Source organism: Arthrobacter rhamnosi (assembly GCF_054510975.1).
The window spans coordinates 366,852-379,783 of the sequence record NZ_JBTNDN010000003.1 but is presented as its reverse complement, the minus strand read 5'-3'; the positions used below and the strand labels follow the sequence as shown (position 1 = coordinate 379,783).

Annotated in this window: 10 protein-coding genes; 2 read left to right on the top strand and 8 right to left on the bottom strand. The window is 69.8% G+C overall.

Features of this window, described 5'->3' with window-relative positions; all coding sequences use genetic code 11:
* Positions 1-27: 27 nt before the first annotated feature.
* From lipA to ACX80J_RS10150, 3 genes are read right to left on the bottom strand one after another with little or no spacing between them, the layout of a single operon-like run.
* Positions 28-1,029 carry a lipoyl synthase gene (gene lipA / locus ACX80J_RS10160; RefSeq protein WP_459347669.1) on the bottom strand — a complete coding sequence of 334 codons (1,002 nt, stop codon included), beginning with the start codon at positions 1,027-1,029 and terminating at the stop codon, positions 28-30.
* Entirely contained in the window at positions 1,026-1,757 is a 732-nt protein-coding gene (gene lipB / locus ACX80J_RS10155) for a lipoyl(octanoyl) transferase LipB (RefSeq protein ID WP_459347668.1), read from the bottom strand. The genes lipA and lipB overlap by 4 nt, the downstream gene beginning before the upstream one ends.
* 60 nt (positions 1,758-1,817) lie before the next feature.
* Positions 1,818-2,180 carry a hypothetical protein gene (locus ACX80J_RS10150; protein ID WP_459347667.1) on the bottom strand — a complete coding sequence of 121 codons (363 nt, stop codon included), beginning with the start codon at positions 2,178-2,180 and terminating at the stop codon, positions 1,818-1,820.
* 331 nt (positions 2,181-2,511) lie between these two features.
* Between ACX80J_RS10150 and ACX80J_RS10145 the strand changes: the two genes are divergently transcribed.
* A complete protein-coding gene (locus ACX80J_RS10145) occupies positions 2,512-4,374 on the top strand; it encodes a serine/threonine-protein kinase (protein WP_459347666.1) in 1,863 nt (620 codons plus the stop codon).
* 79 nt (positions 4,375-4,453) lie between these two features.
* Here ACX80J_RS10145 and ACX80J_RS10140 read toward each other — a convergent pair whose 3' ends face one another.
* The 5 genes from ACX80J_RS10140 to ACX80J_RS10120 all read right to left on the bottom strand — a co-directional run bounded on the left by ACX80J_RS10140 (position 4,454) and on the right by ACX80J_RS10120 (position 11,434).
* Positions 4,454-5,359 (bottom strand): TIGR01777 family oxidoreductase, encoded by a 906-nt coding sequence (locus tag ACX80J_RS10140; RefSeq protein ID WP_459347665.1) that lies wholly within the window; start codon positions 5,357-5,359, stop codon positions 4,454-4,456.
* A 192-nt stretch (positions 5,360-5,551) separates the two neighbouring features.
* A complete protein-coding gene (locus ACX80J_RS10135; RefSeq protein ID WP_459344698.1) occupies positions 5,552-5,983 on the bottom strand; it encodes an OsmC family protein in 432 nt (143 codons plus the stop codon).
* Between the two features lie 216 nt (positions 5,984-6,199).
* Positions 6,200-8,008 carry a 2-oxoglutarate dehydrogenase, E2 component, dihydrolipoamide succinyltransferase gene (gene sucB / locus ACX80J_RS10130; RefSeq protein ID WP_459347664.1) on the bottom strand — a complete coding sequence of 603 codons (1,809 nt, stop codon included), beginning with the start codon at positions 8,006-8,008 and terminating at the stop codon, positions 6,200-6,202.
* 149 nt (positions 8,009-8,157) lie between these two features.
* A complete protein-coding gene (gene lpdA / locus ACX80J_RS10125) occupies positions 8,158-9,540 on the bottom strand; it encodes a dihydrolipoyl dehydrogenase (RefSeq protein WP_301228420.1) in 1,383 nt (460 codons plus the stop codon).
* Positions 9,541-9,886: 346 nt separating this feature from the next.
* A complete protein-coding gene (locus tag ACX80J_RS10120; protein ID WP_459344696.1) occupies positions 9,887-11,434 on the bottom strand; it encodes a leucyl aminopeptidase in 1,548 nt (515 codons plus the stop codon).
* 313 nt (positions 11,435-11,747) lie between these two features.
* Here ACX80J_RS10120 and ACX80J_RS10115 point away from each other — a divergent pair, with 313 nt between their 5' ends.
* The gene (locus ACX80J_RS10115) at positions 11,748-12,803 is read left to right on the top strand and encodes a proteasome assembly chaperone family protein (RefSeq protein WP_459344695.1); all 1,056 of its coding nucleotides are present in this window, start codon (positions 11,748-11,750) and stop codon (positions 12,801-12,803) included.
* The last annotated feature ends 129 nt before the right edge of the window (positions 12,804-12,932 follow it).

Genomic DNA, 12,932 nt, shown 5'->3' with positions numbered 1-12,932 from the left:
CGGAGGCAGCCGCCGAGAGTACCTGCGTCAGCCGGCGAGGAGCGAGGTCGCTTCCTGGGAAGCTGAGCCGGATTCGTCGAGGTGCGCGAGTGCGGGGGGCAGTTCGAGGCCCTTCTTCCGCATGGCGCGCGCCCAGAGGCGGCCGGCACGGTAGGACGAGCGCACGAGCGGGCCGCTCATGACGCCGAGGAAGCCGATCTCCTCCGCCTCTTCGCTCAGTTCGACGAACTCGCCGGGCTTCACCCAGCGGTCGACGGGGAGGTGCCGTTCGCTGGGGCGCAGGTACTGGGTGATCGTGATGAGGTCGCACCCTGCGGCGTGCAGGTCCCGGAGGGCCTCGGAGATCTCCTCGCGCGTCTCGCCCATGCCGAGGATGAGGTTGGACTTCGTGACCATGCCACGGTCCCGCCCCTGGGTGATGACGTCGAGCGAGCGCTCGTAGCGGAAGGCCGGACGGATGCGCTTGAAGATGCGCGGCACCGTCTCCACATTGTGCGCGAACACCTCCGGGGCGGCATCGCAGATCGCGGCGATGTGCTCGGGACGCCCGGAGAAGTCGGGGATCAGGATCTCGACGCCGGTGCCGGGGTTCATGCTGTGGATCTGCCGGATGGTCTCGGCGTAGAGCCAGACACCCTCGTCGGCGAGGTCGTCACGGGCGACGCCGGTGACCGTCGCGTAGCGCAGGTTCATGGACTTCACCGACTGGGCGACCTTGAAGGGCTCGCTGCGGTCCAGCGGCTGCGGCTTGCCCGTGTCGATCTGGCAGAAGTCGCACCGGCGGGTGCACTCGGAGCCGCCGATGAGGAAGGTGGCCTCACGGTCTTCCCAGCACTCGAAGATGTTGGGGCACCCCGCCTCTTCGCAGACGGTGTGCAGGCCCTCCTTCTTCACCAGGTTCTTCATCGCGACGAACTCGGGTCCGATGTTGACCTTGGCCTTGATCCAGTCCGGCTTGCGCTCGACCGGCGTCTCGGCATTGCGCGCCTCGATGCGCAGCAGGCGGCGGCCCTCGGGGGCAAGGCTCACAGTAAAGCTCCTTCTGGCTGGATGCCATGGGTGGCGCCGGAGGCGGCAGTGCCGGCGGTGCCGATCTGGGCGGCGTCGTCCTCGGCCACCAGCAATGCCTCATTCTTGCGCAGTTCGGCCTCGATAAGCGAAACGACGTCCGAGGGAGGCACGGTCCGGCCGCACTCGGCGGAGATGGACGTGACTCCGGCATCACTGATGCCGCAGGGAACGATCTGCTGGAACGGCGCGAGGTCGTTGCTGCAGTTGACGGCGAAACCGTGCATCGTGACCCGATTCTTCACGCGGACGCCGATCGCGGCGATCTTCCGCGCGGGCCGGTCATCCGTCGCCGCCAGCCAGACGCCGGACCGGCCGTCGATCCGGATGCCGTCGATCCCGAAGTGGCGGAGGGCGATGATGATGACCTCCTCGAGGGTGGAGACGTAGTCCGCGACGCGTGCAGGATTCCGCAGGGCGAGGATCGGGTATCCCACCAGCTGTCCGGGCCCGTGCCATGTGAGCTTCCCGCCGCGGTCCACGGGGACGACGGGCGTGCCGTCGAAGGGGCGCTCGTGGTCCTCGGTGCGCTTGCCCGCGGTGTACACGGGTGTGTGCTCGAGCAGGAGGACCGTACTGGGCGCGGCGCCCCCGACCACCTTCGCATGCAGGTCTTTCTGCATCTCCCACCCCTGCGTGTACCCGATGTAATCCGGAGCGAGGCCGACGCGCGACAGCACAAGAGTCATGGAGCAATCGTAGTCCCGTCCGCGACGTTCCTTCCCACCGGTTCCGCCCAGCCCGGGGGCCTAGCCGTACTGCTCAGGGACGTACTGCTCAGGGACGTACTGCTCAGGGACGTACTGCTCAGGGGCGTCGAACTGCCCAGGGGCGTCGAGCGCCGCGTCGCGCCGGACCAGGCGCCACCCCCGGTCGGCCCGCCGTACTTCGAAGCACGCCAGGGGCGAGACCGGATCGACCCGTGCCCGGAACCGCCAGAAGTCGGCCCTCAAGCATCGCGTCGTCGGCGCCTCCCCGGCGTGGAGGGGCACCACGGGCAGTGCGTGCCAGGTGGACCAGTGACGGCTACGCCCGACGACGCGCCAGAGCGACCCGCGCCAGCGCAGGCAGGAGGGCTCGGGCGAGCCGCCGGTCTCGTCGAAAGAGAGCACGACCGCTTCGTCGCACGGTCGCCAGGGGCCGGTCGTGTCGGGGAGGGGCTTCATGACGGTGCCTGTCTCGTAGGTGACTGAGGATTAAAAATAGAACGTATGTTCGACGAAAGCAATGGCAGCAACAGTTGCGGGAAACCCTGTGGATGACGCAGACCGCCCTGCTCCGGTGGTCTAGAACTGATGCATGAGCGAGGCCGCGCCGTCACTGCCTGCAGGGGATCACCGGGGGACTGGCCCGGGCGGAGTCCTGCCGGATGCCCCGCCCGGTCCACTACCGTCCCGTTCCTCCGCCGAGGACGGGCCACCGCCTGTGGTCCAGGGGCTGCGCGTGGGAAGGCTGCTCGGCAGGGGCGGATGCTCCGCCGTCTGGCTGGTGACGGACGACGCCGGCCGGCGGTTCGCCCTCAAGGTGGCGGGTCCGTCCCGGACCGGCGAGGGTGCATCCAACCATCCCGTAAGTGCACCACCCGTCCGGCGCGGCCGTCGTGTCGCGCAGGCCCTCACCGGATCATCCGCGTCGGAACCCCCTGCCGTCGCGTCGACGGAGGAACAGCTCCAGAAGGCGGACGGGGAGCGGCCGGAGCCGGGAGTCGGGGCTGAGGACATGGTCCGGGAGCTCCGGCTCCTCCAGCGGCTCTCCCACGAACACCTTCTCAGGGTGCACCGCATGGTCCGGACCGATCAGGGGCCGGGCATGCTGATGGATCTCGCCCCGGGTGGTTCCCTGCTGGGCCTCGTCAGCAGCAGGGGACCCCTTCCCATTCCGGAAGTCGTGACGGCCCTCGTGCCCATTGCGCAGGTGCTCAGCCACCTCCACGGCGCCGGAGCGCTGCATGGTGACGTGACGCCCGGAAATATCCTGTTCACGGCCGAGGGCAAGCCGCTGCTCGGAGACTTCGGAACGGCGCGGCTCCTCGGATCCGACGGGGGCGCCACTGCGGGCACGCCGGGTTTTCTCGATCCGACGCAGCGTGGTCCGTTCGATTCCGGTGCGGACGTCTTCGCGCTCGCGGCCGTGTCCTGGTTCGCCCTGACGGGCAGGGTTCCCGGTCCGACGGAGCAGCGGCCGCCCCTCGTCCTGATCGTTCCAGAGGTCCCCCAGCAGCTCATGCAACTCATCGAGGACGCACTGAGTTCCACCCGCGACCGCAGGCCCACGGCCGACCACTTCGCCCGCATCCTGCTGTCCAGTGCAGCGCCGGACCCCGTGAACCTCGTACCGGCAGTCCACACCAGCGTGCTTCCCGAACTGGTGACGAGGCGCGCCGGCCCGCGTCCTGCCGTCCGCCGGCCGTGGTGGAGGCGGATCATGGGGGGCCGTGCAACTACCACGAAGGGAACGTCGGGAGACGCACCCCGACCGTCCCTGCGCGGGCACACGGTTCCCTTCCGCGGCGCGGCTGCGGTCGCCTCTGCCCGTCGCGGGACAGGCCGACCCGGCGACAGGGGCAGGAACCGCGGTGCTGTCGCGGCAGCACTGGCAGCCGGCGTGCTCCTGGTCGCGGGGATCGCCGTGACACCGGGCGGCTCCGGCGCGCCGCACGCTGGCTCTCTCGGCCTGCTGCCCGGTTCCGGTTCGAGCGCGGGCCCCGGTTCGAGCGCGGGCCCCGGTTCGTCAGCAGGGCAGGGGCCGGGCCGGGAGGGAGCCGACCCCGGACCGGAAGGACAGGAGGGGACTGAAGGGTCCGGGGGAGCGGGTGTACCGTCCGAGCCGCCGTCCGGGGCACTGCTGACCGGTGATCCTGTCACCGCGCTCAGGAGCCTCGCGGATCTTCGGGCATCAGCCTTTCGAACGGCGGACACGGCCGTCCTGGCAACCGTCGACGTCGAAGGATCCCCTGCACTGTCAGCCGACCGGAAGGCCGTGACGGCGCTCGCGGACTCGGGCCGGAGGCTTGAGGACCTCTCGATCGACATCCGGGATCCCGTGGTGCTGGGCGAGGCCGACCTCCAAGCGACGCCGGCGGTCGGCAGCCTCCCGGGCGTCACCGGAGCGCCCGGTGGCACGCTGGTGTCCCTCATCCGGGCGACGGCGGCGCTCTCGTCGTACACGGAGAGGGCGGCGTCGACACCTCCGGCGGACGCCGAGCCGGACCCGCTGATGGCTGCGGGCCAGCAGGAGCTCATCTTCATCCTGTGGAAGTCGGGCCCCGCCTGGCGGATCCACTCCGTCGTCTCCCCTCCGGGGTGAGACGGTGCGCAACCGGGCCCGAGTGCACGACGCGTGCCGATCCGAAGGCCGATCGGGTTTCGCCGCGCGTCCGGTCGGCCTACCGTTCGGTCGACCCGGCGGTCCGGCGCACCCACTCGGCGAGTGCCTCGGGCGTGGGCTCGTCGAACGCGAAACCGGCGCCGGTCAGGGCTCGGGGCTCCATGCGCTGACTCACGAGCAGGAGTTCGTACGCGAGCTGGCCGACGACCGACGTCAGGATGGCGGCTGGAACGCGGAACCACACGGGCCGATGGAACGCCCTGCCGAGCTGCAGCGTGATGGTGTCCAGGGTGGCCGGTGCCGGAGCACTCACGTTGACCGGACCGCGCAGGGGCGCGGTGAGGAGGAATTCGAGGGCCCGGACCTCGTCGTTCAGGCTGATCCAGGGCCACCACTGCCGGCCGGAGCCGAGGGACGTCCCGGCGAAGAATCGGATGGGAACCAGGAGGTTCGGTAGCGCCCCGCCGTCCCTGGCCATCACGATGCCCGTGCGGGGCAGCACGACGCGGACGGAATCGGGAGCGCGCAGCGCTTCAGCCTCCCACCGGCGGCAGATGTCGGCGAGGAGCGTCCCGCCCGACCCCGAGCCCTCCGTGAGGACCTCGTCGCCCCGGTCCCCGTAGTAGCCGGAGGCCGACTGGCTGATGAAGACCTCCGGCGGGTTGCCGGCCCTGCGCATCGCCTGGACCAGGGTGCGGGTCGCCAGGATCCTCGAGGAGTACAGCGTCTCCTTGTAGCTCCTGGTCCAGAGACCGCCCGCGATGCCGGCTCCGGACAGGTTGATGACGGCGTCGGCGCGCTCGACGGCCGCGACATCCAGTTCACCCGCCGACGGATTCCAGCGGACCTCCCTCGGGCCCTTCGGCACCCTGCGGACGAGGCGCGTGACCTCGTGGTTCTTCTCGAGCTGGCGGGTGAGGGCTGTTCCGATGGTCCCGGACGCGCCGGCGAGGAGGATGCGCATGGATCCATCGAACCACTTGTTCCGGGCGAAGGGTACTGGGGCATGCTCCTCGCAGGCTGCACCGGGCACTCCTGGATCCCGGACGCCGTCGCGGTCGCGGCGGCCCATTGCCGGGCGGCCGGCGTGCATCGCGATATGCAGAAGGACTCCGGACAGTGTCCGGAGTCCTTCCCTGTCGTGCAGTGGGGCGGGTCAGCCGTGGAGCGTCGCCGTCAGGGAGATGTCCTTGACAGCGGCCAGGGCCTGCGACACGGGGCAGCCCTCCTTGGCGGCCTGCGCCACGCGCTGGAAGTCCTCCTCGGACAGGCCCGGCACCGTGGCATCGAGCGTGAGGCGGATGGCGGTGATGCCCGTCCCCGGCTGGAAGTCGACTTCCGCCTTCGTCTCGACGCGTTCGGGGGTCTTGTCCTCCTCGCCCAGGGCGTGGCTGAAGGCCATCGAGAAGCAGGCGGAGTGTGCGGCGGCGATGAGCTCCTCGGGGCTCGTCTTGCCCTCGGACTGCTCGGCGCGTGCCTTCCATGTGACGTCATAGGTCCCGAGACCGGACGAATCAAGCGTTACCTGGCCTGAACCGGAGGGGAGGTCCCCGCTCCAGACGGTGTGGGCTGTGCGAACGGTAGCCATGGTTCTCCTTGCTGTAGAACGGGCGCGGGTGTCGCGTCCGGTACTTCACCCCATCCTAGGGAGCCCCAGGACGTAGTTCCATCGCCCGAGACCCTCGCCCTGGACGTGGTAGGGGATCGGCCGGGCTCAACCAGGCCGCGACAGGTGGGCTGACGCGGAGGAGCCGCCTCCCTGGCGGGAAGCGGCTCCTGTGCAGCCGGCTGAAGCCGGGGCGAACTACAGGCCGAGGTCGGCCTCGAAGGCGCCACCTTCGAGGCGTGCCTTCAGCGTCTGCAGGAAGCGGCCTGCATCGGCGCCGTCCACGAGGCGGTGATCGTACGTGAGGCTCAGGTACATCATGGAGCGGATGGCGATGGTGTCGTCACCGTCGACCCCCGTGATGACCACGGGGCGCTTCACGATGATGCCGGTTCCGAGAATGCCGACCTGCGGCTGGTTGATGATCGGGGTGTCGAAGAGAGCGCCGGCCGATCCGATGTTCGTGATCGTGAAGGTACCGCCCGAGAGCTCGTCCGGACCGATCTGCCCGTTGCGGGTACGTGCACCGACGTCGGCGATCTTCTTGGCGAGCCCACCGAGGTTGAGGTTGCCCGCATCCTTGATGACCGGAACGAGCAGGCCCTTCTCGGTGTCGACGGCGATCGCGAGGTGCTCGGCGTCGTGGTAGGTGACTTCCTTCTTCTCCTCGTCGAAGGAGGCGTTCAGCTTCGGGTGCTGCTTGAGCGCCTCGGTGACGGCCTTCGAAATGAAGGGGAGGAAGGTGAGCTTCGCGCCGTTCTGCGCCTGGAAGGTGTCCTTGGATGCCGCACGGAGCTTCGCGACGCGGGTCATGTCGACCTCGATCACCTGGGTGAGCTGTGCGGAGACCTCGAGCGACTCGCGCATGCGCTTGGCGATGGTCTGGCGGATCCGCGGAGCCTTCTCGACCGTACCGCGGAGCTTGGACGGCTCGACGGCGGGAGCCGCGGGCTTCGACGGCGCGGCGGGTGCCGACGGGGCCTGGGGCGCGGCTGCGGGCTGTGCTGCGCTCTGGGCCTTCCGGGCTTCAGCGGCCTCGAGGACGTCCTGCTTGCGGATACGGCCACCGACACCGGTCCCCTTGACGGTCGAGAGATCGACGTCGTTCTGGTTCGCCAGACGGCGGACGAGGGGCGTGACGTAGGCGGAGGCGTCGGAGTCTTCCGACGTCGAGGACTTCTCGGCAGGAGCGGACGGCTTCTCCTCCGCAGCGGCGGGCTGCGGGGCCGGGGCGCCGCTGGCATCGTCGTCGGGCTCGGAGGTGCCGGAGGCCCGCCCGGCTTCCTGGCCGGCGCCGGGCTTCTCCGTGGGGGCGTCGTTGCGCTCCTCGGACGGTGCGGCGACGAGGGGCTCACCCGAGGCTGCTTCGACCTTCTTCGGTGCGGCTGCACCGGACCCGATCACGGCGAGCACCGCGCCGACCTCTGCGGTCTCGTCCTCGTTGACGCGGATCTGCTGCAGCTTGCCCGCGACGGGCGAGGGGATCTCGGTGTCGACCTTGTCCGTGGAGACCTCGAGAAGGGGCTCGTCGACCTCGACGTCGTCGCCGACGGCCTTCAGCCAGCGGGTGACGGTGCCCTCGGTGACACTCTCGCCCAACGCGGGGAGTGTCACCTCCGTGCCCTCGCCGGACGCGTCGGAATCACTGCTTGCTGCGGGTGCTGCCTCGGCCTGCGGCGCTTCCTCGGCGGGCGCGGCCGGCTGCTCGGGCTCTGCCGGCGCGGGGGCCTCGCTGCCCGCATCACCGCTGCCCGCATCGCCGCTGCCTGAGCCGTCACCGATGCGCACGAGCGGGGCGCCGACCTCTGCGGTCTCGTCCTCCGCGACGAGGATCTCCTCGATGACGCCCGCGATGGGCGAGGGGATCTCGGTGTCGACCTTGTCGGTGGAGACCTCGAGGAGGGGCTCGTCGACCTCGACACGGTCACCGACCTGCTTGAGCCAGCGGGTGACGGTGCCTTCGGTGACGCTTTCACCGAGAGCGGGCAAGTTCACGGATTCAGACATAATGCGCCCGTTTCTCCTTCGTAGATCGTTCCTGGCAGCTGGTCGGCGAGCGGCGCCGGTCCAGCTGGAAATGCTTGACGTTCCTGCGACCGAGCTTAGTCCACGCCCTCAGGGCGTGGACCAGGCCGGTGGTGTGCTGGTGCCCGGCCTCAGCCGTGCAGCGGCTTGCCGGCGAGCGCGAGGTGCGCCTCGCCGAGGGCCTCGTTCTGCGTGGGGTGCGCGTGGATGAGGGGGGCGACGTCCTCGGGGTACGCCTCCCAGTTCACGATGAGCTGTGCCTCGCCGATCTGCTCGCCCATGCGGCTGCCGAGCATGTGCACTCCGACGATCGGGCCGTCCTTCTCGCGGACGAGCTTCACGATGCCGCCGGTGCCGATGATCGAGCTCTTGCCGTTGCCGGCGAGGTTGTACTCGTGCGTCTCGACGCGGTCGTCACCGAACTTCTCACGGGCGGCCTTCTCCGTGTAGCCGACGGAGGCGATCTCGGGATCGCTGTAGGTGACCTTGGGAATGTTCAGGTCGGCCACGACGACGGGCTTCAGACCGGCGATCTCCTCGGCGACGAAGATGCCCTGCTGGAAGCCGCGGTGGGCCAGCTGGAGGCCGGGGACGATGTCGCCGATCGCGTAGATGCTGCCGACGCCGGTGTGGAGGCGCTCATTGGTGATGACGAAGCCGCGGTCCAGGGTGAGGCCGGCTTCCTCGTATCCGAGGTTCTGGGTGACGGGCCCGCGGCCGACGGCGACGAGCATGAGGTCGGCTTCGAAGGTCTTGCCGTCCTCGAGGGACACGACGACGCCGTTGTCGTTCTGCTGGACGGACTTGAACCGGGTGCCGGTGTTGAACTTGATACCGCGCTTCTTGAACGCGCGCTCGAAGTTCTTCACGATCGAGGCGTCCTCGTTCGGCACGAGCGAGGGGAGGGCCTCGATGATCGTGACGTCGACGCCGAAGGACTTCCAGACGGACGCGAATTCGCACCCGATGACGCCGCCGCCGAGGATGATGGCGGTCTTCGGCACGAAGTCCATCGTGAGGGCCTGGTCGGACGTGATGACCTTGCCGCCGATCTCGAGACCGGGGAGGCTGCGGGAGAAGGAACCGGTCGCCAGGATGATGTGCTTGCCCGTGTAGACCGTGCCGTCGACGTCGATGGTGTTCTGCGAGGCGAGCTTGCCGGCACCCTCGATGACGGTGATGCCCTTGGACTTGATGAGTCCCTGGAGTCCGCGGTACTTCCCGGCGATGATGCCGTCCTTGTACGCGTTCACGGCGGCCATGTCGATGGACTCGAAGCTGGCCTTGACGCCGTACTTCTCGGAGTCGCGGGCGCCGTCGGCGATCTCGGCCGAGTGCAGGAGTGCCTTGGTGGGGATGCAGCCGTTGTGGAGGCAGGTTCCGCCGAGCTTGCCCTTCTCGATGAGCCCGACGGTGAAGCCCAGCTGCACCGCCCGGAGTGCCGCGGCGTAACCGCCGCTCCCTCCACCGAGTACCAGGATGTCGAATTCTTGCGCAGTTGCCGATCCGGCCACTTGAACGCTCCCTCGCGTGGTCTGTTGACGCGCAGGGCGCGTCGGTTGATAAATCGATTGCTGATGCGGTCGCGGTGCGGTCGCAGGTGCTTGCTGGAATCTCGTTTTTCACCCTATCCCCAGAAGAAGCCTGCATCCACTTGAAGTGCATGTGGGACGCGCCATAGCGGCAGGATGTGCTCAGTCTCACGCGGCGCCCCTGCGGGCCGCGGAACGGCCGGGGGGAGGCAGCGGGGAGGGGCGGAGTCGCGGGCGAGCTGCGGGACGAAGGGGCGGGCGAAGGGGCGGGACGAAGGGGCGGGAAGGGCGCAGTGCCGGGTGGCACGGCGCCCTTCCCGCGGGGAACCTAGGCCGTGCGGGCCAGGACGTCCTCGACGTAGGCCAGCAGCGTGCGGACGCCGACACCGGTTCCGGCCTTCGGCGTGTACCCGTAGGGACCGCCCTCGTTGAAGGCCGGTCCGGCGATGTCGAGGTGGGCCCATGGGATCTTCTCGCCGTCGACCTGGCCGACGAATTCGCGGAGGAACACGGCAGCGGTCATCATGCCGCCGTGCCGTTCGCCGATGTTCGCGATGTCGGCGACCTGGGAGTCGAGGCTCGGACGGAGCTCCTCCGGCAGGGGCATGGGCCAGAACTGCTCACCCGCGCGGTCGGCTGCGGCCTTGACCGCGTCACGCACCCCGTCGTCGCCCATGACACCCGAGACGCGCGTGCCCAGGGCGACCATCTGGGCGCCCGTGAGGGTCGCGATGTCGATGATGGCGTCCGGCGCTTCCTCGCTTGCGGCGGCGAGGCCGTCCGCCATCACCAGGCGGCCCTCGGCGTCGGTGTTGAGGACCTCGACCGTGCGTCCGCCGTAGATGGTGAGGACGTCCTCGGGGCGCTGCGCGGTGCCCGACGGCATGTTCTCGGCGAGGCAGAGCCACGCCGTGACCCGAGCGGGAAGGCCGAGTTCGGCGACGGCGAGGAGCGTGGTCAGGACGACGGCGGCGCCCGCCATGTCGAGCTTCATGGTCTGCATGCCGGCGGCGGGCTTGAGGGAGAGGCCGCCGGAGTCGAAGGTGATGCCCTTGCCCACGAGGGCGAGGTGGACGGCGGACCTGGCGGGCGTGTACTCGACCTTCACCATGCGCGGGGGCCGGGAGGATCCTTTGCCGACGCCGAGGATGCCGCCGTAGCCGTCACGCTCGAGGCGCTTCTCGTCCATCACCGTCACCTTGACGGGGAGCCCGCGGGAGAGATCCTTCGCGGCCTGCGCGAAGGTCTCCGGGTACAGGTGGCTGGGCGGCTGGTTCACGAGCGAGCGCGTGGCGTTGACGTTCTTGCCCAGGATGACGGCGCGCCGGAAGGCCGGTGCGAGGTCGGCGTCGTCGGCCGCGGACGTGTGGACGACGACGTTGCGGACGGCGGCCTTGTCCTTGGCGGGTGCGACGGTGCCGTCGGCCCGAATGCCCGACTTGTGGCCCTCGTAGCTGTAGGCACCGAAGGCGGCACCCTCGGCGACCGCCGTGGCCGAGGCGACCGAGGCGGCGGGGAAGGCGAGCACGACGGTCTCGAGGCCGGTCAGCTGGCGCACTGCGGCACCCGCAGCGCGGCGCAGGGTCTCCGGGTCGAGGACGTCCCCGGCCGGCGCCGCTCCCACACCGGAGAGCACGAGGGAGTCGGCTCCGGTCTCGGGCAGTCCCGGCAGGCGGCGGACCTCGTCGGCGGCACCGGTGATGCCGAGCACCTGGAGCGAATCACCCAGGGCGCGCGCGGCCTTCGCCGGCAGCGGACTGTCGAGGAGGACCGGTCCGTCCGTCCCCTTGGCGACCGCGATCACGAGCGCGTCGCTCGGAATCTTCTTGAGGTCCTTCGCGGAAGCTGTCAGGTGTAGTTCGGTCGTCTTGATCACAGAATCTGTCTCCTCGTGTCCGGATGGGTTGTCCAGGTGCAGCGGTACTCGTGGTTCCGGTAGCTGGTGGCCCGGGAACCGTCCTGACGATCGTAGTCTCTGGCATGCCGCCGGCGGCGCGCGGCCCGGCAGCGGTGGGAGCCCGCCGGAACAGGGCCGGCGCTCCACCCGGGCAGTGCCGGTGCCGCGCGGAGCAGGGCCGGCGCCGGACCCGCAGGGGCCGGGACAGGGCTGCCGAACGGCGGGAGCCCCCGGAATGAAGCGGGCCCGGGCGGTGTTGACACCAGCAGGACCCGACCGCGAGGAGAGAGCCATGCTGGATCCACGAACCCTGTACAACACGGACGCCGAGGTCTTCGGCGACCCGGAGACCAAGGGGCTTCCCCTGCTCGTGAGCCTCACCGGCTTCATGGACGCCGGGCACGTCGTCTCCCAGGTGAGCGAGGAGCTGCTGGAGATCCTCGACCACGACCTGGTTGCCGAGTTCGACGCCGACCAGCTCATGGACTACCGCGGGCGGCGACCGAAGATCACCTTCGCCGAGGACCACCTCACGGACTACCAGCCGCACCGGCTCGAACTGCACCGGCTGTACGACGGCCTGGGCGAGCCCTTCCTGCTCCTGACCGGCGTCGAGCCCGACCTGCAGTGGGAACGGTTCGCGAGCGCCGTCGTCGGACTCGTGGAGGACCTCGAGGTGCCCCTCATCTCCTGGATCCATGCCATCCCGATGCCGGTGCCGCACACCCGTCCGATCGGTGTGACGCTCCACGGCAACCGCTCCGACCTGATCGACGGCATGAACGCCTGGCGGCCGACCGCCGAACTGCAGGCGTCCATCGGCCATGTGCTGGAGCTCCGGCTCATCGAGGCCGGGCACGACGTCGTGGGCCACGTCATCCACGTTCCCCATTACCTCTCGGAGGCCGAGTACCCGCCCGCCGCGGTGGCCGGGCTCGAGTACCTGGGGGCCACAGCACGCCTGGTGCTGCCGACGGACCGGCTGCGCGAGACGGGACGCGACGTCGAGCGCCAGATCGCACGGCAGGTCGGCAACTCGGCGGAAGTGCAGTCCGTCGTCGCCTCGCTGGAGAAGCGGTACGACGAGTACGCGGAGGGAGCCGAGCGTCGCTCACTGCTGGTCAAGGAGAACAGCGAGCTGGCGAGCGCCGAGGAGCTGGGCGCCGCGGTCGAGGCGTACCTGGCGAGCCCGCAGGCGGAGGAGGAGTCCACCCTGCTGTGGGACACGGAGTTCCTCGGCACGAGCCCCATCGACTACGGCAGCCGCGGCGACCGCGAGGAGCCGACGACGCCAGAGGGACACGACGACGACGGACCGTCCGGACCGGAGCCGCGCTCCCTGGCCTAGGGCACCCGGACCCGGAGCCGGGACGCATGACCGGGGCGCACTCCCGCCGCGAGCACCGAGCCCGCCCACCACACCGGTGGGCGGGCTTTCCCGTAACCGGGCTTCGACGTAACCGGGCTTTGACGTAAC